A 21,268-nucleotide genomic window follows, 5' to 3' on the forward strand; every position below is an offset into this window, starting at 1 on the left:
CATGAGGGTCGGCGGTCTGAAAATCATCCAGCCCCCGGAGCGCCCACCCCCGGAACCGCCCCCGGACCAACCCACCCTCCCGAGAGCCCACCCCCACACCCCAGCCCCGCGCAGCGGCCTCACCGCGTTAGCACTCAGTTAGCACCCTGCTTGCAATTGCAAGCACAATCCCGCACCCTGTCCCCATGGCCTCACTCAACGTCGCCTCCCTCGGCGAGTACATCCGCGAGCAGCGCCGCAACGCGCAGTTCTCGCTGCGCCAGCTGGCGGAGGCCGCCGGCGTGTCCAACCCGTACCTCAGCCAGATCGAGCGAGGGTTGCGCAAGCCGAGCGCGGAGATCCTGCAGCAGATCGCGAAGGCGCTGCGGATCTCGGCGGAGACGCTGTACGTCCAGGCCGGGATCCTGGAGGAGCGGCGGGGCGAGGGCCTGGAACTGCGGGCCTCGATCCTGGCCGATCCGCTGATCAACGAGCAGCAGAAGCAGGCGCTGCTCGCGGTCTACGACGCCTTCCTCAAGGAGAACGCCGCCTCGGCCTCCGTCCCGGCGACCGACGGCGCGGCCACCCAGCACACCCCCCGGGAGGACCGGTAAGCATGCCGATCACCGACGAGATCAAGAAGACCCTCACAGACCCGACCCCGCTGTACGCCCTCGCCGGCGCCGGGGACCTCGCGTACGAGAAGCTGCGCGAGGTGCCGGGCCGGGTCGAGGCCCTGGCGGCGGACCGTCAGGGTGCCCAGGAGAAGGCGACCGCCAGGCTCCACGAGGCGCAGGAGCTGCTGGCCGCCGCCCCGGCCAAGGTCACCGAGGCCGTCACGGCCGTCACGGCCGTCACGGCCTTCCCCGCCGACCTCAAGGTCCTCCAGGAGCGGGCCCAGGGCTTCGCCCTGCAGCAAGTGGCCCGCGCGCTCGAACTGGCGGTCCGGGCCAAGGAGACCTACGACGAGCTGGCCGAGCGCGGAAAGGTCGTCGTGGACAAGGCCCGCCCCCACCCCGACACCGACCCCGTCCTCGCCCCCACCGCCGAGACCGACCCCGACCCCGTCGAAGCGGAGCTGCTGGACGCCCCCACCGCCGAGACCGACCCCGCCGCCCCCGCCCCCAAGAAGCCCGCCAAGCCCCGGAAGAACACCCCCACCGCCACGGAGTGACCGCCGCCCGCCGCCCGGGGCACCTCCGCGGACGGCGGGACGTTCACACCCTGCGGGCAGCCGCCGTGCCAGGATGGGCGGCGGCCGGGGCGCAGCAAGCCGAGAGACGTAGGAGACCGCGATGACCGGAGTGTTCCAGATCCTGGCCTTTTCCTACCTGAACCCGTTCTGGTGGATGGCCGTCGCGATCCTGGGCTACAAGTTCTTCGCGCTGATCGACGCGGCCACCCGCCGCGAGGACGCCTACCGGGCGGCCGACAAGAAGACCAAGGGCTTCTGGCTGGCGGTCCTCGGGATCAGCTTCGGGTGGGACCTGCTGTTCGGGGCGAACTTCCTCGGCAGCATCGGCACCCTGGCCGGCCTGGTCGCCTCGATCGTCTACGTGGTGGACGTCCGCCCCGCGATCCGGGCGCTGACCGGCGGCACCGGCCGGAGCAACACCGGCCCGTACGGCCCCTGGTAGGCCGACCCCACGCACAACGCCACGGCCCGGGAAGGCAGTTCACCTTCCCGGGCCGCAGCGCGTCCGCAACCATCCATCAACCTCAGCAACCTCAGCAACCTCAGCCGAGGATCAGCTGCACCGGATTCCGCTCCAGCAGCAGCACCGCGACGTCATCCGTCAGCGCCCCGCCGTTCAGCTCCTCGACCTCGGCGATCGCGCTGTCGACGAGCCGCCCCCGGGTGAGCCCGGCGGACTGGTGGTCGGCGATCAGGTCGGCCAGTCCGTCCTGGCCGAGGCGCCGCGACCCGGCCCCGACCCGGCCCTCGATCAGCCCGTCGGTGTAGAGCAACAGCCGCCAGCCGGGCTGGAGTTCGACCTCGTGGGCGGGCCAGGCGGCCCCGCCGTCGTGGCACGGCAGCAGGCCGAGGGCGGGCCCGGCGTGGTCGGATGGCAGGGTGATCGGGGCGTGGTCGCGGCCGAGCAGCAGCGGCGCCGGGTGCCCGGCGAGGTAGAGCCGGGCGCGTTCGCCGGTGCCGAGCGAGTCGAGGTCGGTGGTGCCGCCGGGCTCGATCACGAGCATGCAGAGCGTCGCGAAGATCTCGTCGCTGCGCCGTTCGTGCTCCAGCACGTGCTGGAGGGTGGTGAGCAGGGTCTCGCCGGTGAGGCCGGCGAAGACCAGGGTGCGCCACGCTATCCGGAGGGCGACGCCGAGCGCGGCCTCGTCGGGGCCGTGGCCGCAGACGTCGCCGATCACGACGTGGACGGTGCCGTCGTCGGTGCGCACGGCGTCGTAGAAGTCGCCGCCGAGCAGGGCGCGGCGGCGGCCGGGGCGGTAGCGCCGGGTGAAGGAGAGCCCGGCGCCGTCGAGCAGCGGGGTGGGCAGCAGGTGGCGCTGCAGCCGGGCGTTCTCCTGGCCGCGCAACTCGGCCTCGACCAGGCGGCGCTGGGACTCGTCGGCGCGCTTGCGTTCGACCGCGTAGCGCAGTGCGCGGGCCAGCAGCGGACCGTCGGTCTCGTGCTTGATCAGGAAGTCCTGGGCGCCCGCGGCGACGGCGGCGGCGCCGAGTTCGGCCCCGGCGGCGTCGGTGAGCACCACGACGGGGATGTGCGGGGCGCGGCGCAGCAGTTCGTGCAGGCCTTCCAGGCCGTCCGAGGGGTCGGACGGGTGCGACAGGTCGGCGGGGGAGGCCAGGTCGAGCAGGACGCAGCCGAAGCCGCCGCCGCGGGAGCGTCCGCGCCGGCTCGCGGGGGAGGACTGGGCGAGCAGCTGGGTGGCCTGTTCGAGGCCGCGGGCCCAGTGGATCTCGATGGAGGTGCCGCTGTCGGCGACCGCCGCCTTGATCAACTGGGCGTCCGAGGCGTCGTCCTCGATGACCAGGAGCCGCAGGGGCGCGGCGGCGCCGTCGGCGGGTCCGTCCCCGGGCGCGGGGGCGTGGCCGGCCCCGGCGGGGTGGGCGGGGCGGCGGGTGCCGTGCGCGGTCCGGGCCGGCTGCGAGCGGGGGTGGGGTATCGGGGGAGCGGCCGTGGTCGGACCGGTGGTGGCCGGGCGGGTACGGGCATGGCCGACGGGGGCGCCGTCGTGGGCGCCCGGCAGGTCCGCGGCACCAGGTGCCCGCCCGTCTCCCGTTGCGGGCATCGGTGGTTCCTCCCTTTCCCCGACTGCGTAACGGCCGGCGTCCGTCCGCAGTGCCCGCCTGGCACCGTGCGTCGGGGAACTTCTCGCGACCATAACGTGATCTCCGGGGATTTCTCTGGCCGACCGGCGCCGTTGTGGTTATTGCCACGCCGGTGGCGGTGTGGTGATCGGATTCGGACGACGGCTCGGATCCCGGCCCGACGGCTGCCGGACCGGTCCGGGGAAGGGGGTAGGTGGTGGTGACGCGGATCACCCTGGTCGAGGGTGACATCACGGCACAGGAGGTGGACGCGGTGGTGAACGCCGCCAACTCCTCGCTGCTGGGCGGCGGCGGGGTGGACGGCGCGATCCACCGCAGGGGCGGGCCGCAGATCCTGGAGGAGTGCCGCCGGCTGCGGGCCTCGCACTGGGGCAAGGGGCTGCCCACCGGGCAGGCGGTGGCGACCACGGCCGGGCGGCTGCCGGCCCGCTGGGTGGTGCACACCGTCGGGCCGGTGTACCTGGCGGAGGAGTACGAGGAGCGGGCTGGGCTGCTGGCCTCCTGCTATCGCGAGTCGCTGCGCACGGCGGCCGGGTTGGGCGCGCGCACGGTGGCCTTCCCGGCCGTGTCGGCGGGGATCTTCGGCTGGCCGCCGGCGGACGCGGCCCGGATCGCGCTCGGCACCGTCGCCGAGGTGCTGGGCGGCGGTGACGCGCTCGCGGGCGCGGAGCTGGCGGAGGTGCGGTTCGTGCTGTTCGGGGCGGAGATGTACGAGGTGTTCGAGCGGGCCCGGGAGGAGCTGCTCGGGCCGGGTGGCTGACGGGCGCGGTGCGCGCCGGTGCGCGCCGGGCGGCGTGTGGTGTCGCCGCCCGACGGTCTCCATCGTGGCGTGACGAGGCGTCAACACGCCAGAGATATTCGATAACTCGTTCGAGTGAAAGCCGCAGCGGAGGCGCGCGCCGCCCGTCCGACCGGACGGTGCGCGGTCCTACGGGGCCGCGACCCAGCCCGGGAGGTTCGGGAGCACGGCCTCGGCGACCCGCTGCACGACCGCGTCCTCGACCGCCCCGCCGTCCGGGCGGAAGACGGCGATCTCGAAGGCCCGGCCGGCGCCGTCCTTGGGGTCCTTCGCGATGACGAGGTTCCGCGACCTGGGGCTCGTGCCGTTCTTCGGGCCGAAGAACGTCACCGTCATGCCCTCGGTGGTCGCCGCGGGGTGGCCGAGGACGGTGACCCGGGTGTTGCCGGGGTGCTCCGAGGAGCCCACCGACCAGGCCGATCGGGAGGTCTCCGAGAGGCTGACGACGGTGTCCCGGAGGCGCACCTCCGCCCTCGCGTCCTTCCGGTCGTCGTCCAGGACGACTCCCCGACCGGCCTCGGCCGCCTGGTCGCCGGGCGTGCCGAGCAGCTCCGGCAGGTCGCGGCGGTTGAGCGCGGCGCAGAACGCCGCGTCGCCCGCCGGATCGCCTGCTGCCGTCTGCGGGCACCTCGCCGGCGCCGGGTGGGGCTTGAGCGCGTCCACCTGGGTCAGGGCCACCACCAGGCCGATGGCCAGGGCCGTCATGGCCGCCGCGGCGATGACCGCCTTGTTGTTCCGCCCGTCCGTCTCCACCGTGGACCGTCCCCCCGTACCGCCGGTCCTCGACCGTTCGAGCACCCCCAAGCGGAGATGATCTTACGGCGCCCGGTCGCTCCGGCCCGGGCCCGGTCGCCCGCTACGGGGCGAGCGCCGTCCAGGGCAGCGTGACCTCGCCCTGCCGCCACCGCCCGCGCGCGTCCACCAGCGGCCAGCTGCCCGCGAGCGCCGTGCAGGCCGCCACCCAGCGCTGCCGCGCCCCGAACGCCCCGTACGGCGCGGCCGCCGACCAGGCCCGGTCGAAGTCGGTCAGGAAGGCGTGCACCGGCCGCCCCGGCACGTTGTGGTGGATCAGCGCCTTCGGCAGCCGCTCGGCCAGGTCGGAGGGCCGGCCCAGGCCGCCCAGCCGGGCCGCGAAGGTCACCGTCCGGGGCCCCTCCGGCCCCAGCGCGACCCAGACGTGCCGCCGCCCGATCTCGTCGCAGGTGCCCTCGACCAGCAGCCCGTCCGGGGCCAGCCGGGCGCACAGCCGCTCCCACACCCCGGCCACCGCCGACTCGTCGTACTGCCGCAGCACGTTGGCCGCCCGGATCAGCTGGGCCGGCCGGCCGCCGTCCAGCGGCACCTCGAAGCCGCCGCGCCGGAAGGTGAGCAGCGGCGGCTCGGCGTACGGCAGCGCGGCCGCGACCCGTTCCGGCTCGATCTCGATCCCGACCACCCGGACGTCGGCCCGCACCGTGCGCAGCCGTCCGGCCAGCTCCACGGCCGTCCACGGCGCCGCGCCGTAGCCGAGGTCCACCGCCACCGGGGGCCGCTCGGCGGCGCGCAGTGCCCGGCCCAGGGTGTGGGCGATCCAGCGGTCCATCCGGCGCAGCCGGTTGGTGTTGGTGGTGCCCCGGGTGACCGTCCCGACCGGCCGTCCGGTCCGGCCGCGGGCGGGCGCGGCGGTCGCGGGATCGAAGGAGGCAGCCATGCCCAGAAGGGTAGTCGGCGGTCGCGGGGCCGGGCGTCCCCGGCCTGAGCTGCGCGGATGCCGCTCCGGCGGACCGGTCGCCGGGACCGGGAATGCCGGGCGGCCGCCGAGTGGTTGGCACACTGGTGGTGATGTGTGCCCGGACGGGGCAGCGCACACCGGACATGCGGCGGGCCCGTTCACGCGGACCGCCGAGACGGGCCGCACACGAGGAGGCAGTAGCCAGGTGATCCAGCACCCCGTCCGTTCGGTACGCCGTGCCCAGTCCGCGACGCCCGCGCGCGGCCGGCTCCAGTCGCTCGTCCCGGGCCGTCGCCGCCCGCGCCGGATAGCCATGCTCAGCGTGCACACCTCGCCGCTGCACCAGCCCGGCACCGGCGACGCCGGCGGGATGAACGTCTACATCGTCGAGCTGGCCAAACGCCTGGCCGAGCTGAACATCGAGGTCGAGGTGTTCACCCGGGCGATCTGCTCGGACGACGCGCCGACGGTCGAGCTGGCCCCCGGAGTGCTGGTCCGGCACGTCACCGCCGGTCCGTACGAGGGCCTGATCAAGGAGGACCTGCCGGCCCAGCTGTGCGCCTTCACCCACGGTGTGCTGCGCACCGAGGCGGGCCACCGCCCAGGCCACTACGACCTGGTGCACTCGCACTACTGGCTCTCCGGCCAGGTCGGCTGGCTGGCCGCCCAGCGCTGGGGGGTGCCGCTGGTGCACACCATGCACACCATGGCGAAGGTCAAGAACGCCGCCCTGGCCGAGGGCGACACGCCCGAGCCCCCGGCCCGGGTGATCGGCGAGACCCAGGTGGTCGAGGCGGCCGACCGGCTGATCGCCAACACCACCGAGGAGGCCGCCGAGCTGGCGCTGCACTACGCCGCCCGGCCGGACCAGCTGGCCGTCGTCCACCCCGGGGTCAACCTGGACGTCTTCCGCCCCGGCGGCCCGCGCGCCGGGGCCGAGGCCCGGGCGAGGCTGGGCCTGCCGCAGGACGCGGCGGTGCTGCTGTTCGCCGGGCGGATCCAGCCGTTGAAGGCGCCGGACGTGCTGCTGCGGGCGGTCGCCGCGCTGCTGGAGGCCCGTCCGGGGCTGCGCGAGCGCCTGGTGGTGCCGGTGGTCGGCGGGCCGTCCGGCACCGGGCTGGCCCGGCCGGAGAGCCTGCACAAGCTCGCCGCCCAGCTCGGCATCGGCGACGTGGTGCGGTTCCACCCGCCGGTCGGCCAGGACCGGCTGGCGGACTGGTACCGCGCGGCGACGGCCCTGGTGATGCCCTCGTACAGCGAGTCCTTCGGCCTGGTCGCGCTGGAGGCCCAGGCCTGCGGCACCCCCGTGGTGGCGGCCGCGGTCGGCGGCCTGCCGGTCGCGGTGCGGGACGGTGAGTCCGGCAGCCTGGTGCAGGGCCACGACCCGCTGGCCTGGGCACACGCGCTGGAGCCGTACGTCACCGACCCGGCGCTGGTCGCCCGGCGCGGGGCGGCGGCCGCCCGGCACGCGGCCGCCTTCGGCTGGGACACCGCCGCGGCCACCACCGCCGAGGTCTACGCCGGCAGTCTGGCCCGCCCGGCCGGCCGGCTGGCGGTGGCCCGGCGCCGGCTCGGGTAGGGCTGCGCCCCACCGGTACCGCCGAGTAACGTCACCCCCATGGCAATCCGCACCAAGGACGAGGCCCTCACCCTCCTGCGCACCGCCCTGGACGACGCCGGGGTGGCCTGGGAGCCGGCCGCCGCCGACCCGTACACCCTGGTGGCGACCCTCCCGGGCACCCGCAAGCTGAACACCGCCTGCGCGCTGCGGGTCGGCGACCACACCCTGTCGGTGAACGCCTTCGTGATCCGCCGCCCGGACGAGAACCACGAGGCCGTCTACCGCTGGCTGCTGGAGCGCAACACCCGGCTCTACGGCGTCGCGTACGCGGTGGACGCGCTCGGCGACGTCTACCTGGCCGGCCGGCTGCCGCTGGAGGCGCTCACCCCGGACACCGTCGACCGGCTGCTCGGGACGGTGCTGGAGAACGCGGACGAGCCCTTCAACACCCTGCTGGAGCTGGGCTTCGCCTCGGCGATCCGGCGCGAGTGGGAGTGGCGCACCAAGCGCGGGGAGTCCACCCGCAACCTGGCCGCCTTCGCCCACCTGGCCGCGCCGGCCGCCGACTGAACCGATTCACCCGACCGGCCCGGCGGGCGCTCAGGCGCCGGCCGGGGCCTTCGCCGGCTCCGCGGCGGGCGCCGCCACCTCGATCGCGGCCTCGGTGCGTCGGCGCCCCGCCGCACCGGTCCGGCGGGCCAGCGCCACGTACCCGAGCGCGGCGACCGTCCCGATCGCCCCGCAGACCGTCCACAGCACCGCCGGCCCGGCGTACTGCAGCAGCAGCCCGCCGCCCGCCGGGCCGAGGAGCGAGGCGAGCGACCAGGACAGCCCGTAGACGCCCTGGTAGCGGCCGCGTCCGTGGGTCGGCGCCAGCTCGGCGACCAGGCCCATCATCACCGGGGTGTGCAGGATCTCGCCGACCGTCCAGACCACCACCGAGAGCGCGAACAGCCAGGCCGAGGAGCCGGCCAGCGCGGCCACCCCGAAGCCCCAGCCGGTGAGCAGGCAGCTGGCGATCAGCATCCCGGTCCGTGAGCGGCCCTCCATCCACCGGGTCAGCGGGATCTGCAGGACCACGATCAGCAGCCCGTTCAGGCCGACGACCAGCCCGTACTGGGTGGACGAGATGCCGGAGGCGCCCATGTCCACGGCCAGCGTGGTGCTGCCCTGCTGGAAGACCAGGGCGACCAGCAGGGTCAGCCCGACCAGCGCCATGAAGGGGGCGTCCCGGAGCACGGTGAGCAGGCTGACCCCCGGCTCGGCGGGGTCCCCGGCCTTGCCGGGTACGGCCTGCGGCCTGGTCTCCGGGATCCGTATGAAGATCACCACGGCGCAGACCAGCGTGGTCAGGGCGTCCAGCAGGAAGAGCGTGAGGTAGCCGTGGGTGGCGATCAGGCCGGCCGCGGCGGAGGACAGGCCGAAGCCGATGTTGATCGCCCAGTAGTTCAGCGAGTACGCCCGGACCCGGTCCTCGGCCGGGACGAGGTCGGCGATGATCGCCGAGGTGGGCGGCCGGGTGGCGTTGTTGCACAGGCCGACCACGAAGGCCACCACGGCGATCGCCACCTGGCCGTCCATGAAGCCGAGCACGGCGGTGGAGGCCGCGGTGCCGAGCTGGGCGGCGACCAGGGTGGGGCGGCGCCCGATCCGGTCGGTGAGCACACCCGCGCCGATCGCCGAGATCGCCGAACCGGCGCCGAACAAGGAGGCCACCAGGCCCGCGTAGGAGGCCGAGTACCCCCGTTCGGCGGTCAGGTAGAGGGCCAGGAACGTCACCACGAACGCACCGAGCCGGTTCACCAGCGTGCTCACCCAGAGCCACCAGAACTGCCGCGGCAACCCGCCCACCGTCTCGCGAACCAGTCTTCGGATCCGGGGATTGGCGGCCAGGGCGACGAGCATGTGGGGGCTCCCGAGGGCGGGCGTCCGCTGAGCGGCGCGGGCAGGCCCGGCCGGCCGACGCAGGTAAGCGGCAGATAGCAGCGGCACACATTACCCACGCGCCCAAGGTCCCCACCAGGGGTTTTTCGGGCTCCACTAAGCTGGGGGCCATGGCTGACACGACGTACCGACTCATCCTGCTCCGTCACGGCGAGAGCCAGTGGAACCAGAAGAACCTCTTCACCGGTTGGGTCGACGTCGACCTCAACGAGAAGGGCGAGAAGGAGGCCGCTCGCGGTGGCGAGCTCCTGGCCGCCGAGGGCCTGTTCCCCGACGTGGTGCACACCTCGCTGCTGCGCCGCGCCATCCGCACCTCGCAGATCGCCCTGGACAAGGCCGACCGCCACTGGATCCCGGTCAACCGCAGCTGGCGCCTGAACGAGCGCCACTACGGTGCGCTCCAGGGCAAGGACAAGGCCCAGACCCTGGCCGAGTTCGGCGAGGAGCAGTTCCAGCTGTGGCGCCGCTCCTACGACACCCCGCCGCCGGTGCTCGCCGACGACGCCGAGTACTCGCAGGCCGGCGACGCCCGTTACGCCGACATCCCGAGCGAGCTGCGCCCGCGCACCGAGTGCCTCAAGGACGTCGTCGAGCGGATGCTCCCGTACTGGTACGACGCCATCGTCCCGGACCTGGCCGCCGGCAAGACCGTCCTGGTCACCGCCCACGGCAACAGCCTGCGCGCGCTGGTCAAGCACCTCGACGGCATCTCCGACGCCGACATCGCCGGCCTCAACATCCCGACCGGCATCCCGCTGGTCTACGAGCTGGACGCCGACTTCAAGCCGGTCGCCAAGGGCGGCCGCTACCTCGACGCCGACGCCGCCGCGGCCGCCATCGAGGCGGTCAAGAACCAGGGCAAGAAGTAACCCGCCTGCCGACGAGGCCCCGCTCCCGGTTCGCCGGGAGCGGGGCCCGTTTCGTTCAACCGGCCGGTGTGGGGCGGGAGTTGGGACAGGTTGGAAATGGTTCAGACCATTGACGGGCGGTGGCGCCGACTCCTACCGTGAGGGCACCGGGCTGGCGCAGGCATGCCAGGGATTCCCCCAGGTCCCGGCCGCCGCACTCCCAACGCGCGCGTCTGCGCCCCGGCGCACTCTCCATCCACCCCCACGGAGGAGCACCATGCGCACACGTCATCTGGTCGGGGCGGCCGTCGCCGCGCTCGCGATCCCGCTCACCCTGGCCCTCCCGGCCCAGTCGCACGGCTTCATCACCACGCCGCCCAGCCGCGCCGCGCTCTGCGACGAGAGCGCGAACGCCGTCCCGTGGGACTGCGGCGACATCCAGTGGGAGCCGCAGAGCGTCGAGGGGCCGAAGGGCTTCCCGGCCGGCGGACCCTCCGACGGCACCATCTGCGCCGGCGGCAACTCCCGCTTCGCCGAACTGGACGACCCGCACGGCGGCGCCTGGCCGACCACGCCGGTGTCCGCGGGCCAGCAGCTCACCTTCACCTGGAAGTTCACCGCCCGGCACGCCACCACCGACTTCCGGTACTACCTGACCAAGCCGGGCTACGACGCGAGCCGGCCGGTCACCCGGGCCGACCTCGAGCTGACGCCCTTCCTGACCGTCCCCTACGGCGGGCGGCAGGTGCCGGGCACGCTCAGCCACACCGCGACCGTTCCGAGCGGGCGCACCGGGCACCAGGTGGTCGTCGCGGTCTGGACGATCGCGGACACCGGGAACGCCTTCTACTCCTGCACCGACGTCCAGTTCTGACGTCCGGCTCCGACGGGTTCCGGCCCGGCCGAGCAGGCGTCCCGGGGTGCACGACCGCGCACCCCGGGACGCCTCGTCAGTCGTGCCTCAGTGGCCGCCGCAGCAGCCGCCGTCGGCGCCGCCGCACTGGCAGGGCGCGCCGGACTGGCAGCCGCAGCCGCAGCCGGGGCCGCAGCCGCAACCGGCCGCGAGGACGGGCAGCAGCTTCGGGGCGGGCGGCTCGACGGTGTGGTGGGCGGGTGCCGGTCGGGTCGGGTTGGCCTTCATCGAGCTCGTCCCTCCTAGTGACGGGAACACTCCGGTGCCCCCACCGTCGAGTGAAGCGGCCGTTCGGAGGGAGCGTCAACAGGCGCGCAGTGGTGGGGCGTCCGGAAATCCGTGCGCCCGCACCACCCTCGCGGCAGGTTTACTCACCCCTGGAGCTGAGCGGCTGTCACTCCGCCCCGGCTGCCCCGGCCGCCTCGGTGGCGGCCACGAACTCGGCCACGTGCTCGCCGGTCACCAGGTACACGACGCGCTTGGCGACGGACACCGCGTGGTCCGCGAAGCGCTCGTAGTAGCGGCCGACCAGGGTGATGTCGACGGCGGTCTCGATGCCGTGGTGCCAGCGCTCGTCGATCAGGTGCGACAGCAGCTCGCGGTGCAGGGCGTCGATCCGGTCGTCGTCCTGCTCCATCTCCAGCGCCTTGTCGACGTCCTTGGTGGCGATCACCAGGCCCGCCTTGGCGACCAGGCGCTGGGCGAGCTGGCCCATCTCCAGGACGGTGGAGTGCAGGTCGGCGGGCACCGCCGAGTCCGGGTAGCGCATCCGCGCGACCTTGGCGACGTGCCGGGCGAGGTCCCCGCAGCGCTCCAGGTCGGCGCTCATCCGCAGCGAGGTGACCACGATCCGCAGGTCGGTGGCGACCGGCTGCTGCCGGGCGAGCAGGTCGATGGCGCGGTTCTCGAGCTCGTGGTGGAGCTCGTTGATCTTCTCGTCGGCGGCGATCACGTTCTCCGCCAGCGCCAGGTCCGCGTCCAGGAGAGCGGTGGTGGCCCGGCCCAGGGCCGACCCGACCAGCCGGGCCATCTCGACCAGGCTGTCGCCGATCGCATCGAGTTCCTCGTGGTACGCGTCGCGCATGTTCTCTCCTCAGTAGCTGTGTCGGTGGCGGTGCCGACCGGTCAGCCCGTCCGACCGTCGTTCCGGTGTCCGGGTGACCGCTGCTGGTGGCGCGAATGGTACGCGCACACCCGAGACCGTGGCCGATGTTCGGCACACCGATCTCTCCCACACGGGCTGCGTGGCCAACTCTGTGCCGTTCGGGCGACGGCGCACGGCCGGTGCGGTGAATCGGCAGCTACGTGGAGGTGAATTCTCGGCAACGCATGGTCGATGCCTTGATCCAGCCCTTGGGGAGTGGCCAGGTCGTGCGCTTACGCTGGCCACATGGACGTGAACGTGGCCGCTGCCGCTGCCTGCGCCATAGCCGGGCTCGGTGTCGGCCTCACCGCCTCCATCGCCTTCCGCTGGAGCGAGCGCGAGCAGGCCAAGGGTAAATACACCAGCGGCAAGCAGTACGGCCGGTACCAGACGCTGGGCACCGGCACCCCGGAACCCCCGCTGCCGCCGGGGGTCGACACCGTGCTCTCGGTGCTCCGCTCCTGCGCGATCGTGCTGGGCGAGGGCGACGAGGTGGTCAAGGCCAGCTCGGCCGCGTACGCGATGGGTCTGGTGCGCGGCGGCGCGGTCGCCGTGGACCAGATGCTCGCGCTGGCCCGCGCCACCCGCCGGGACGGCGAGATCCGGCAGGTGGAGCTGGAGGTGCCCCGCCCCGGCGCGGCCCGCGCGGCCGAGCCGCTCGCGGTCTCCGTCCGGGTCGCCCCGCTGGGCTCCCGGCTGGTGCTGGTGCTGGTCGAGGACCAGACCGAGCGCCGCCGGGTGGAGGCCGTCCGCCGGGACTTCGTGGCCAACGTCAGCCATGAGCTCAAGACCCCGGTCGGTGCGCTGTCGCTGCTCTCCGAGGCGGTCGCCGACGCCTCCGACGACCCGGAGGCGGTGCAGCGCTTCGCCGGCCGGATGCAGGTCGAGGCGACCCGCCTGGCCAGCCTGGTGCAGGAGATCATCGACCTCTCCCGGGTCCAGGACGACCGGCTGATGGTCGATCCGGAGCCGGTCGCGGTGGACGAGCTGATCGCCGAGGCGATCGACCGCTGCCGCCAGCAGGCCGCCGCCAAGCAGATCCTGATCGCGGCCGGCGGGATCGCCGGGCTCTACCTGCACGGCAACCGCGGCCAGCTCGCCGCGGCGCTCGGCAACCTGGTGGAGAACGCCGTCAACTACAGCCCGCCCCGCACCCGGGTGGCCATCGCCACCCGCCGGATCTCCAGCGCCGCCGCGCTCGGCGAGGCGGACGGCGAGCTGATCGAGATCTCGGTCACCGACCAGGGCATCGGCATCTCCGAGAAGGACCGCGAGCGGGTCTTCGAACGCTTCTACCGGGTCGACCCGGCCCGCTCCCGGCAGACCGGCGGCACCGGCCTCGGCCTGTCCATCGTCAAGCACGTCGCCGCCTCGCACGGCGGCACCGTCTCGGTGTGGAGCGTCGAGGGCCAGGGTTCGACCTTCACCATCCGCCTGCCCGCCGGCCAGGCCCCCGAGGACGCCTCCGACGAGGACTTCGACGACGACCTGGACGAGGACTTCGGCGACGACCTCGGCGACGACCTCGACGCCGCCGACGCCCGGCCGGACCACGACGAACCCCGCAGCGCCCGCCGCGACGAGCCCGGTGCCGACACCGCCGGGCCCGCCACGGCACCCCGGACCCGCACCGCGGACCGCACCCACCGTGCGGCCCGTTCGCTCCCCGCCGGGGAGCGGGAACAACCCCTGTCAAAGACAACCCAGCTTGCCCCGGAGGCCTGATCGTGACCCGAGTACTGGTGGTCGAGGACGAGGAGTCGTTCAGCGACGCCCTCTCGTACATGCTCCGCAAGGAGGGCTTCGAGGTGGCCGTCGCCGCGACCGGCCCCGACGCCCTGGAGCAGTTCGAACGCAACGGTGCCGACCTCGTCCTGCTCGACCTGATGCTCCCGGGCCTGCCGGGCACCGAGGTCTGCCGCCAGCTCCGGGTGCGCTCCAACGTGCCGGTGATCATGGTGACCGCCAAGGACAGCGAGATCGACAAGGTCGTCGGGCTGGAGATAGGCGCTGACGACTACGTGACCAAGCCGTACTCCACCCGGGAGCTGGTCGCCCGGATCCGCGCGGTGCTGCGCCGCCGCGGCGAGGACGGCGGCGCGGGCGACAACGGCGGCGGCCCGGGCGCCCTGGAGGCGGGCCCGGTCCGGATGGACGTCGACCGGCACGTGGTGACGGTGGACGGCGCCAAGGTCGACCTGCCGCTCAAGGAGTTCGACCTGCTGGAGATGCTGCTGCGCAACGCGGGCCGGGTGCTCACCCGCATGCAGCTGATCGACCGGGTGTGGGGCGCGGACTACGTCGGCGACACCAAGACCCTGGACGTCCACGTGAAGCGCCTGCGGGCGAAGATCGAGCCCGACCCGGGCGCGCCGCGCTACCTGGTCACGGTCCGCGGCCTGGGCTACAAGTTCGAGCCGTAAACCGCGGGCCCGCGAGGACGCTGACGTGGAAGGCCCTCACCGGCGGTCGCCGGCGGGGGCCTTCCGCGTTCCCGCGCTGCCATCGAGACGTACGAGAGCCTCCCGCGGGCCCCGGTAGGGCCGACGGGAGGCTCTCGCGCACTGCGTCAGGGGTGCGCCCGGTCAGGAGCGCGCCGCGTCAGTGGGCGGCCGGCGCGGTGCTGCCGGCGACCGGGGCACCCGGGGTGGCCGGCGTGGTGGCGCCGGTGGCCGGGGTAGCCGGGGCGGTGGCGCCGGTGGCCGGCGTGGTGGCACCCGCGGCGGGGGTGGCCGGGGCGGTTGCGGCCGGGGCGGTCGCGGCGGGGGAGCCGGTCTTGGCGGGCACGGCCGCCGGGGTCGGACCGAAGCCCTTGTAGAGGCCCTTGTCCGAGTCCGGGCTGACGCCGGCCTGGGCGTCGACCTTCTGGCCGTCCTTGAAGGCGAAGGTGGTGTTGGCGAAGCCGCCGATGTGGACGGCCGCCGCGCTCAGCGAGGCGGACGGGTTGCCCTGGCCGCCGATCGCCACCGAGCTGCCGGCCGGGATGACGATGCTGGACTGCGGGGCACCCGCGGCGTCCGCGAAGGTGGCGGAAGCGTTGCCGACGGTGATCGACTGCAGCTCGGCCGGGGTGGTCGCCGTGTTGGAGATGTTCACGACCACGTTGGCGGGGCCGGTGTAGTCACCCGAGGTGCCGACCCCGGTGACGATCACGATGTTGTTCAGTCGAAGGTTCGTCCCAAGGGTCGCCGCCGCGTTGTCCGGCTTGATCTGCAGGGTGTCCGGCGTGTTGCTGGCTGCGCAGGAGGACAGCGAGGCGATGGCGAGGGCGGCGATGGCGGCGATGCTGCCGCGTCGAAGGCTGCGGCTCATGCGGCGGCTACTCCTAGGTCACGTGTCGACAGGTCAGGTCTCAGATTATCGACCTCACTTATGCGCTCCTCACGGGGTGGTCCCCGTGTCGCACTCCCGGGGCCCCACGGGGGCCGTCCGGCCGTACTCGTGGCATGGACCGGTCACCAGCAGGACAAGCTTCGACCAAGATCGAATAACGATCGGGTTACGGTCCGCAACGGGGCGAAAGCTCAAGATCCAATCATGCTTGCGGGGGTGTTGCGCAAGGGTTTCGTCGGACCTCGGAACCGCCTCCGACCTGCGGGAAGCCCCTCTCGAACATCGGTCGCAGCACGTCACGGGGGTCCTTGTCAAGCCCCGGTACCGGCCCTGACCTGCGAAAACGCCCTTCGGGTGGGTCGCAAGGCGTGTTATTCTGGAAAGCCACGGAAGGGGTCCTGTCACATGACGTTCAAGGTTGGCGACACGGTGGTCTACCCCCATCACGGGGCCGCGCTGATCGAGGCCATCGAAATTCGCCAGATCAAAGGTGTGGACAAGACCTACCTGGTGCTCAAGGTGCAGCAGGGAGACCTGACGCTCCGCGTGCCCGCCGAGAACGCGGAGTTCGTCGGCGTGCGCGATGTGGTCGGCCAGGAGGGTCTGGACCGGGTCTTCGAGGTGCTCCGCGCACCGTACACCGAAGAGCCGACCAACTGGTCCCGTCGCTACAAGGCGAACCTGGAGAAGCTCGCCTCGGGCGACGTTATCAAGGTCGCCGAGGTCGTGCGCGACCTCTGGCGTCGCGAGCGCGAGCGCGGCCTCTCGGCCGGCGAGAAGCGGATGCTCGCGAAGGCGCGCCAGATCCTCGTCAGCGAGCTCGCGCTGGCGGAGAACACCAACGAGGACAAGGCGGAGACGCTGCTCGACGAGGTCCTCGCCTCGTAGTGCGGTCGGGCTTCCGCCCATCGCCCACAGCGCCCGGTGCCGGCGTGCCGCTCCCAGGACGAACCGTCCGGGGGTGGTGCAGTGGCACTCCGGGCGCTGAGGCGTGTCCGGACGACGCCCCCCACCCGAGCCGGTCCAGGCCTGCAAGACCGTTTCTGCGCAGTTGTGCGGCGGGCAGTGGACCAGTCGTTCTTCGGAAGGGGCCCCCGCGCCCGCCGGGCACGCCAAGGCCATACCCACTTCGCCGAAGGAGTGAAACCTGAACGCGTCAGCAGCAGTCGCAGCAGCAGTGGTGCCCGCCGCCGGACGCGGTGAACGGCTGGGGCCAGGGGCCCCGAAGGCCCTGCGGGAGCTGGGCGGAGTGCCGCTCCTGGTGCACGCCGTACGGGCACTCGCCCGCAGCCGGGCGGTCGGCCTGGTCGTGGTCGCCGCGCCCGCCGACGGGGTGGCCGAGGTGGTCGCCCTGCTGGACGGCCACGGGCTGGACGGCAAGGACTTCCGGGTGGTGGCCGGCGGCGCGACCCGCCAGGAGTCGGTCCGGCTCGGCCTGGCGGCGATCCCCGAGGATGTCGAGATCGTGCTGGTGCACGACGCGGCCCGTCCGCTCGTCCCGGTCGAGGTGGTGGACGCCGTCGCGGCCGCCGTCCGGGCCGGGGCTCCGGCGGTGGTGCCCGCGGTGCCGCTGGCCGACACCGTGAAGCGGGTGGAGCCGAACCCGGGCCGCCCCGAGCCGGTGCTCGACACGCCCGAGCGGGCCACCCTGCGCGCGGTGCAGACCCCGCAGGGCTTCGACCGGGCCACTCTGGTCGAGGTGCACGCCAAGGCACTGGCCGAGGAGGCCGCCGGCGGCGCCGACGCGGTGCCCGTCACCGACGACGCCGGACTGGTGGAGCGCTACGGCGGCACGGTCGTCGTGGTGCCCGGCCACGAAGAGGCGTTCAAGGTCACCCGTCCGTTGGACCTCGTGCTCGCCGAGGCCGTACTCGCCCGCCGGAGGGCCGCCGATGACTACTGAGCCCCTGATCCCCCGGGTGGGGATCGGCACCGACGTGCACGCCTTCGAGGCCGGCCGCCCGCTGTGGGTCGCCGGACTGGAGTGGCCGGACGCCGGGGACGGGCTGGCCGGGCACTCGGACGCCGACGTGGCCGCGCACGCCTCCTGCGACGCGCTGTTCTCGGCCGCCGGGATCGGCGACCTGGGCGCCCACTTCGGCACCGACCGCCCGGAGTGGTCCGGTGCCTCCGGGGTGAAGCTGCTCGGCGAGGCGGCCCGGCTGGTGCGCGAGGCCGGCTTCGAGATCGGCAACATCGCGGTCCAGGTGATCGGGGTCCGGCCGAAGATCGGCAAGCGGCGGGCCGAGGCGCAGGCCGCGCTGTCCGAGGCGGCCGGTGCGCCGGTCTCGGTCTCCGGCACGACCACCGACGGCCTGGGCCTGACCGGCCGGGCCGAGGGGCTGGCCGCGATCGCCACCGCCCTGGTGTACGAACGGCGTTGAGCCGTTCACCGGTTGCCGGCCGGTCGCCCGGTCGGAAATAGCCGGCTGTTGACGGGTGTTCACCCAATGTCGCAGGGGCCCGGATCGGTAGGGTTCGGTCCGGGCCCGCGCGGAGCTCCCCTCGGGTCGTACCGTCGCCGACGAGAAGAGGTTCCCGATGACTTCCCAACTCTCCGACCGCGCCAAGGCGTTGATCGACGGCAAGAGCTTCGCCGTGGTCTCCACGATCCAGCCGGACGGCAGCCCCCAGTCCTCGGTGGTCTGGGTCAAGCGGGACGGCGACGACATCCTGTTCTCCACGGTGGAGGGCCGCCGCAAGCACCTCAACCTGGTGAAGGACCCGCGGGCCTCGATCCTGATCAACCCGCCGGAGAGCCCGTACGAGTACCTGGAGGCCCGCGGTTCGGTGACGCTGACCACCGAGGGCGGCCGGGAGCTGATCAACGAGCTGGGCTTCAAGTACCGCGGTGAGCAGGAGTACGGGTTCGACGGTCCGGACGACGTCCGGGTGGTCGTCCGGCTCACCCCGCGCAAGGTGGTCGGCAACATCTGACCGGCCGGACGGGCCGCGATTCCCCGGGGCGGCCCCGCCGTTCCCCGGGGAATGCCCGGTCCGTTCCCGGTTAATGTCGCGGGGCACCCCCCGCCGCCCACTACGCTTGACGCTGTGAGCATTCGTCTGTACGACACCAGCACCCGCCAGGTACGCGACTTCGTCCCGCTTGTACCGGGTTGTGTCTCGATCTACCTGTGCGGCGCTACCGTCCAGTCGGCGCCACACATCGGGCACATCCGGTCCGGCCTCAACTTCGACATCATGCAGCGGTGGTTCGCCTACCGCGGCTACCAGGTGACCTTCGTCCGCAACGTCACCGACATCGACGACAAGATCATCGCCAAGGAGCGCGAGCTCGGCACGCCGTGGTGGCAGATCGGCTACGAGAACGAGCGCGCCTTCAACGACGGTTACAGCGCGCTCGGCTGCCTGCCGCCGACCGTCGAGCCGCGGGCCACCGGGCACGTGCCCGAGATGATCGAGATGATGCAGGGGCTCATCGAGAAGGGCCACGCCTACGCGGTCGACGGCAACGTCTACTTCGACGTGAAGTCGTACCCCGACTACCTCGCGCTCTCCAACCAGAAGCTCGCCGACCTGCGCCAGCCCGAGGGCGAGGGCGAGACCGGCAAGCGCGACCAGCGCGACTTCGCGATGTGGAAGGCCGCCAAGCCGGGCGAGCCGAGCTGGGAGACCCCGTGGGGCCGCGGCCGTCCCGGCTGGCACCTGGAGTGCTCGGCGATGGCGCACAAGTACCTGGGCCCGGCCTTCGACATCCACGGCGGCGGGCTGGACCTGATCTTCCCGCACCACGAGAACGAGATCGCCCAGTCCAAGGCCTACGGCGACGACTTCGCGGCCTTCTGGGTGCACAACGCCTGGGTCACCATGGCTGGCGAGAAGATGAGCAAGTCGCTCGGCAACTCGGTGCTGGTCTCCGAGATGGTCCGGGCGTGGCGGCCGATCGTGCTCCGCTACTACCTGGGCGCCGCGCACTACCGCTCGATGATCGAGTACAGCGAGGACGCGCTGCGCGAGGCCGAGGCCGGCTTCGGCCGGATCGAGGGCTTCATCCAGCGGGCCGTCGAGCGCTGCGGCAAGGTCGACGCGGCGCCCGAGGTGCCCTCGGCCTTCGCCGAGGCGATGGACGACGACTTCGGCGTCCCGCAGGCGCTGGCCGTCGTGCACACCGCCGTCCGCCAGGGCAACAGCGCCCTGAACGCGGACGACAAGGAGAGCGTGGTGGCGCGACTGGCCGAGGTCCGTGCGATGCTCGGTGTACTGGGTCTCGATCCGCTCGACCCGCAGTGGGCCGGGGCGGAGCGCGGCGAGGACCTCCACGGCGTGGTCGACTCGCTGGTCCGTCTGGTCCTGGACCAGCGGCAGGCGGCGCGCCAGCGCAAGGACTTCGCCACTGCGGACGCCATCCGCGACCAGCTCGGCCTGGCCGGGCTGGTGATCGAGGACACCCCGTCCGGCCCGCGCTGGACGATCAACAACCAGTAACCCCATCTGACGATCGGGGTGATGGGTGGGCCGTACCGGACCGGTGCGGCCCTCCCGCATGACGTAGCGCATGCCGTCGACCGCCGCCGCACCGAGCGGAGCGGCCGGGCATGCCGGACAGACAGGAAGTACAGCCATGGCCGGCAACAGCCAGCGCAGGAACCGCCGCAACCCCGGATCGAAGAAGGGTGCGTCTGTCGGTACCGGCGGGCACAGCCGGAGGGCACTGGAGGGCAAGGGCCCGACCCCGCCCGCTGAGGCGCGCAAGGGCCACCCCAAGCAGCGCGCCGCCAACGCCGCGATCAAGCGCGAGCGGGACGCCAAGGCCCGGGCCGGCATGCGCCGGGCCGGTGCCGGCGGCCGGGGCGGCCGCGGCGGCGCGGGCAGCGCCGAGCTGGTCTTCGGCCGCAACTCGGTGGTCGAGGCGCTCCAGGGCGACGTGCCGGCCAACGCGCTGTACGTCCAGCAGTTCATCGACACCGACGACCGGGTGCGCGACGCCTTCCAGGCCGCCAACGAGCGCGGCATCCCGCTGATGGAGGCCCCGCGCGCCCAGCTGGACCAGATGACCGGCGGGATGAACCACCAGGGCCTGGTGCTGCAGGTCCCGCCGTACGAGTACGCCCACCCCGAGGACCTGCTCGGCGAGGCCGCCGACGCCGGCCAGGACGCGCTGATCATCGCGCTGGACGGGGTCACCGACTCGCGCAACCTCGGTGCCGTGGTCCGCTCCGCCGCCGCCTTCGGCGCGCACGGCGTGGTCATCCCCGAGCGCCGTGCGGCCGGGATGACCGCCGGTGCCTGGAAGACCTCCTCCGGTGCCGCCGCCCGGCTGCCCGTCGCCCGCGCCACCAACATGACCCGCACCCTGGAGGCCTACCAGAAGGCCGGCCTGATGGTCGTCGGCCTGGCCGCCGACGGCGAGGCCGAGCTGGGCGACCTGGAGCTGCTGACCGGCCCCGTGGTGATCGTCGCGGGCAGCGAGGGCAAGGGCCTGTCCCGCCTGGTCTCCGAGACCTGCGACATGCGGGTCCGGATCCCGATGAGCGGCCTGACCGAGTCGCTGAACGCCGGTGTCGCGGCGGGCATCGTGCTGTACGAGGCCGCCCGTCTGCGCGCCAAGCGCTGATTCCGGCAAGCACGGACGGACCCCCGTCCGCAGGAGATCTTCTGAATTCTCCGCGATCCGAGTGAAAAGCGATCGGGCCCGACCGGGTCCGATCGCTTTTCTCATGATCACTTCAAGTATGCGCCGGACATCCACTCGGGAGAGTGTCCTAAGCGGCCGTCACCCG

The 21,268-nt window shown here is 73.2% G+C and carries 23 protein-coding genes; 16 read left to right on the forward strand and 7 right to left on the reverse strand.

All coding sequences use genetic code 11. The annotated features are described in order from the left end of the window. The first annotated feature begins 185 nt into the window (after positions 1-185). The 3 genes from AB0F71_RS00005 to AB0F71_RS00015 all read left to right on the forward strand — a co-directional run bounded on the left by AB0F71_RS00005 (position 186) and on the right by AB0F71_RS00015 (position 1,616). Positions 186-593 (forward strand): helix-turn-helix transcriptional regulator, encoded by a 408-nt coding sequence (locus AB0F71_RS00005; RefSeq protein WP_360225638.1) that lies wholly within the window; start codon positions 186-188, stop codon positions 591-593. Between the two features lie 2 nt (positions 594-595). Then, a complete protein-coding gene (locus AB0F71_RS00010; protein WP_360225641.1) occupies positions 596-1,153 on the forward strand; it encodes a hypothetical protein in 558 nt (185 codons plus the stop codon). Between the two features lie 121 nt (positions 1,154-1,274). Continuing rightward, entirely contained in the window at positions 1,275-1,616 is a 342-nt protein-coding gene (locus AB0F71_RS00015) for a DUF2516 family protein (protein ID WP_360225644.1), read from the forward strand. A 100-nt stretch (positions 1,617-1,716) separates the two neighbouring features. On the opposite strand, the gene AB0F71_RS00020 is transcribed toward AB0F71_RS00015, so the two are convergent. Continuing rightward, positions 1,717-3,234 carry a SpoIIE family protein phosphatase gene (locus AB0F71_RS00020; RefSeq protein WP_360225647.1) on the reverse strand — a complete coding sequence of 506 codons (1,518 nt, stop codon included), beginning with the start codon at positions 3,232-3,234 and terminating at the stop codon, positions 1,717-1,719. 239 nt (positions 3,235-3,473) lie between these two features. Between AB0F71_RS00020 and AB0F71_RS00025 the strand changes: the two genes are divergently transcribed. Then, the gene (locus tag AB0F71_RS00025) at positions 3,474-4,034 is read left to right on the forward strand and encodes an O-acetyl-ADP-ribose deacetylase (protein ID WP_360225650.1); all 561 of its coding nucleotides are present in this window, start codon (positions 3,474-3,476) and stop codon (positions 4,032-4,034) included. Positions 4,035-4,202: 168 nt separating this feature from the next. Here the strand turns inward: AB0F71_RS00025 and AB0F71_RS00030 are convergent, their stop codons facing one another. Together AB0F71_RS00030 and AB0F71_RS00035 are read right to left on the reverse strand one after the other, a co-directional pair. Then, positions 4,203-4,826, reverse strand: a complete 624-nt coding sequence (locus AB0F71_RS00030) for a DUF6215 domain-containing protein (RefSeq protein ID WP_360225653.1) — start codon at positions 4,824-4,826, stop codon at positions 4,203-4,205. Between the two features lie 103 nt (positions 4,827-4,929). Beyond that, a complete protein-coding gene (locus AB0F71_RS00035; RefSeq protein ID WP_360225656.1) occupies positions 4,930-5,763 on the reverse strand; it encodes a class I SAM-dependent methyltransferase in 834 nt (277 codons plus the stop codon). A 226-nt stretch (positions 5,764-5,989) separates the two neighbouring features. Here AB0F71_RS00035 and mshA point away from each other — a divergent pair, with 226 nt between their 5' ends. Then, complete coding sequence (gene mshA / locus AB0F71_RS00040; protein ID WP_360225659.1) at positions 5,990-7,363, forward strand: D-inositol-3-phosphate glycosyltransferase; 1,374 nt, start codon at positions 5,990-5,992, stop codon at positions 7,361-7,363. 39 nt (positions 7,364-7,402) lie between these two features. Continuing rightward, positions 7,403-7,915: a YbjN domain-containing protein gene (locus AB0F71_RS00045; RefSeq protein ID WP_360225662.1), complete on the forward strand. Its 513-nt coding sequence runs from the start codon at positions 7,403-7,405 to the stop codon at positions 7,913-7,915. A 30-nt stretch (positions 7,916-7,945) separates the two neighbouring features. Here AB0F71_RS00045 and AB0F71_RS00050 read toward each other — a convergent pair whose 3' ends face one another. Next, positions 7,946-9,250 (reverse strand): MFS transporter, encoded by a 1,305-nt coding sequence (locus AB0F71_RS00050; RefSeq protein ID WP_360225665.1) that lies wholly within the window; start codon positions 9,248-9,250, stop codon positions 7,946-7,948. A 149-nt stretch (positions 9,251-9,399) separates the two neighbouring features. Between AB0F71_RS00050 and AB0F71_RS00055 the strand changes: the two genes are divergently transcribed. Both AB0F71_RS00055 and AB0F71_RS00060 read left to right on the forward strand, forming a co-directional pair. Continuing rightward, complete coding sequence (locus AB0F71_RS00055; protein ID WP_360225668.1) at positions 9,400-10,158, forward strand: phosphoglyceromutase; 759 nt, start codon at positions 9,400-9,402, stop codon at positions 10,156-10,158. Positions 10,159-10,414: 256 nt separating this feature from the next. Continuing rightward, positions 10,415-11,011, forward strand: a complete 597-nt coding sequence (locus AB0F71_RS00060) for a lytic polysaccharide monooxygenase (RefSeq protein ID WP_360225671.1) — start codon at positions 10,415-10,417, stop codon at positions 11,009-11,011. A gap of 87 nt (positions 11,012-11,098) precedes the next feature. Here AB0F71_RS00060 and AB0F71_RS00065 read toward each other — a convergent pair whose 3' ends face one another. Then, positions 11,099-11,278: a hypothetical protein gene (locus tag AB0F71_RS00065; protein WP_360225674.1), complete on the reverse strand. Its 180-nt coding sequence runs from the start codon at positions 11,276-11,278 to the stop codon at positions 11,099-11,101. A 166-nt stretch (positions 11,279-11,444) separates the two neighbouring features. Next, entirely contained in the window at positions 11,445-12,134 is a 690-nt protein-coding gene (gene phoU, locus AB0F71_RS00070; protein ID WP_360225677.1) for a phosphate signaling complex protein PhoU, read from the reverse strand. Between the two features lie 306 nt (positions 12,135-12,440). Here phoU and AB0F71_RS00075 point away from each other — a divergent pair, with 306 nt between their 5' ends. After that, a complete protein-coding gene (locus AB0F71_RS00075) occupies positions 12,441-13,919 on the forward strand; it encodes an ATP-binding protein (protein WP_360225680.1) in 1,479 nt (492 codons plus the stop codon). 2 nt (positions 13,920-13,921) lie between these two features. Then, entirely contained in the window at positions 13,922-14,617 is a 696-nt protein-coding gene (locus tag AB0F71_RS00080) for a response regulator transcription factor (RefSeq protein ID WP_031069385.1), read from the forward strand. Between the two features lie 178 nt (positions 14,618-14,795). Here AB0F71_RS00080 and AB0F71_RS00085 read toward each other — a convergent pair whose 3' ends face one another. Next, positions 14,796-15,506: a DUF461 domain-containing protein gene (locus AB0F71_RS00085; RefSeq protein WP_360225683.1), complete on the reverse strand. Its 711-nt coding sequence runs from the start codon at positions 15,504-15,506 to the stop codon at positions 14,796-14,798. 426 nt (positions 15,507-15,932) lie between these two features. Here AB0F71_RS00085 and AB0F71_RS00090 point away from each other — a divergent pair, with 426 nt between their 5' ends. The 6 genes from AB0F71_RS00090 (at position 15,933) to rlmB (ending at position 21,102) form a co-directional block, all read left to right on the forward strand. After that, entirely contained in the window at positions 15,933-16,415 is a 483-nt protein-coding gene (locus AB0F71_RS00090; protein ID WP_030244332.1) for a CarD family transcriptional regulator, read from the forward strand. Positions 16,416-16,674: 259 nt separating this feature from the next. Beyond that, positions 16,675-17,430, forward strand: coding sequence for a 2-C-methyl-D-erythritol 4-phosphate cytidylyltransferase (gene ispD / locus AB0F71_RS00095; protein ID WP_360227619.1), 756 nt, complete (start codon positions 16,675-16,677; stop codon positions 17,428-17,430). Beyond that, positions 17,420-17,911 (forward strand): 2-C-methyl-D-erythritol 2,4-cyclodiphosphate synthase, encoded by a 492-nt coding sequence (ispF, locus tag AB0F71_RS00100; RefSeq protein WP_360225686.1) that lies wholly within the window; start codon positions 17,420-17,422, stop codon positions 17,909-17,911. The genes ispD and ispF overlap by 11 nt, the downstream gene beginning before the upstream one ends. A gap of 157 nt (positions 17,912-18,068) precedes the next feature. Next, positions 18,069-18,464, forward strand: a complete 396-nt coding sequence (locus tag AB0F71_RS00105; RefSeq protein WP_360225689.1) for a PPOX class F420-dependent oxidoreductase — start codon at positions 18,069-18,071, stop codon at positions 18,462-18,464. Positions 18,465-18,578: 114 nt separating this feature from the next. Continuing rightward, a complete protein-coding gene (gene cysS / locus AB0F71_RS00110; RefSeq protein ID WP_360225692.1) occupies positions 18,579-19,973 on the forward strand; it encodes a cysteine--tRNA ligase in 1,395 nt (464 codons plus the stop codon). Between the two features lie 136 nt (positions 19,974-20,109). After that, positions 20,110-21,102: a 23S rRNA (guanosine(2251)-2'-O)-methyltransferase RlmB gene (gene rlmB / locus AB0F71_RS00115; RefSeq protein ID WP_360225695.1), complete on the forward strand. Its 993-nt coding sequence runs from the start codon at positions 20,110-20,112 to the stop codon at positions 21,100-21,102. Positions 21,103-21,268 lie beyond the last annotated feature (166 nt).

Source organism: Kitasatospora sp. NPDC028055, assembly GCF_040637885.1.
Lineage (GTDB): Bacteria > Actinomycetota > Actinomycetes > Streptomycetales > Streptomycetaceae > Kitasatospora.

Bases quoted from the DNA above. Each gene is read 5' to 3' on its own strand.
- AB0F71_RS00060 (WP_360225671.1), top strand. From the start codon at position 10,415: ATGCGCACACGTCATCTGGTCGGGGCGGCCGTCGCCGCGCTCGCGATC.
- AB0F71_RS00015 (WP_360225644.1), top strand. From the start codon at position 1,275: ATGACCGGAGTGTTCCAGATCCTGGCCTTTTCCTACCTGAACCCGTTC.
- AB0F71_RS00020 (WP_360225647.1), bottom strand. From the start codon at position 3,234: ATGCCCGCAACGGGAGACGGGCGGGCACCTGGTGCCGCGGACCTGCCG.
- AB0F71_RS00045 (WP_360225662.1), top strand. From the start codon at position 7,403: ATGGCAATCCGCACCAAGGACGAGGCCCTCACCCTCCTGCGCACCGCC.
- AB0F71_RS00050 (WP_360225665.1), bottom strand. From the start codon at position 9,250: ATGCTCGTCGCCCTGGCCGCCAATCCCCGGATCCGAAGACTGGTTCGC.
- ispF (WP_360225686.1), top strand. From the start codon at position 17,420: ATGACTACTGAGCCCCTGATCCCCCGGGTGGGGATCGGCACCGACGTG.
- rlmB (WP_360225695.1), top strand. From the start codon at position 20,110: ATGGCCGGCAACAGCCAGCGCAGGAACCGCCGCAACCCCGGATCGAAG.
- AB0F71_RS00010 (WP_360225641.1), top strand. From the start codon at position 596: ATGCCGATCACCGACGAGATCAAGAAGACCCTCACAGACCCGACCCCG.
- AB0F71_RS00035 (WP_360225656.1), bottom strand. From the start codon at position 5,763: ATGGCTGCCTCCTTCGATCCCGCGACCGCCGCGCCCGCCCGCGGCCGG.
- AB0F71_RS00105 (WP_360225689.1), top strand. From the start codon at position 18,069: ATGACTTCCCAACTCTCCGACCGCGCCAAGGCGTTGATCGACGGCAAG.
- AB0F71_RS00075 (WP_360225680.1), top strand. From the start codon at position 12,441: ATGGACGTGAACGTGGCCGCTGCCGCTGCCTGCGCCATAGCCGGGCTC.
- AB0F71_RS00090 (WP_030244332.1), top strand. From the start codon at position 15,933: ATGACGTTCAAGGTTGGCGACACGGTGGTCTACCCCCATCACGGGGCC.
- AB0F71_RS00005 (WP_360225638.1), top strand. From the start codon at position 186: ATGGCCTCACTCAACGTCGCCTCCCTCGGCGAGTACATCCGCGAGCAG.
- AB0F71_RS00065 (WP_360225674.1), bottom strand. From the start codon at position 11,278: ATGAAGGCCAACCCGACCCGACCGGCACCCGCCCACCACACCGTCGAG.
- AB0F71_RS00055 (WP_360225668.1), top strand. From the start codon at position 9,400: ATGGCTGACACGACGTACCGACTCATCCTGCTCCGTCACGGCGAGAGC.
- phoU (WP_360225677.1), bottom strand. From the start codon at position 12,134: ATGCGCGACGCGTACCACGAGGAACTCGATGCGATCGGCGACAGCCTG.
- AB0F71_RS00085 (WP_360225683.1), bottom strand. From the start codon at position 15,506: ATGAGCCGCAGCCTTCGACGCGGCAGCATCGCCGCCATCGCCGCCCTC.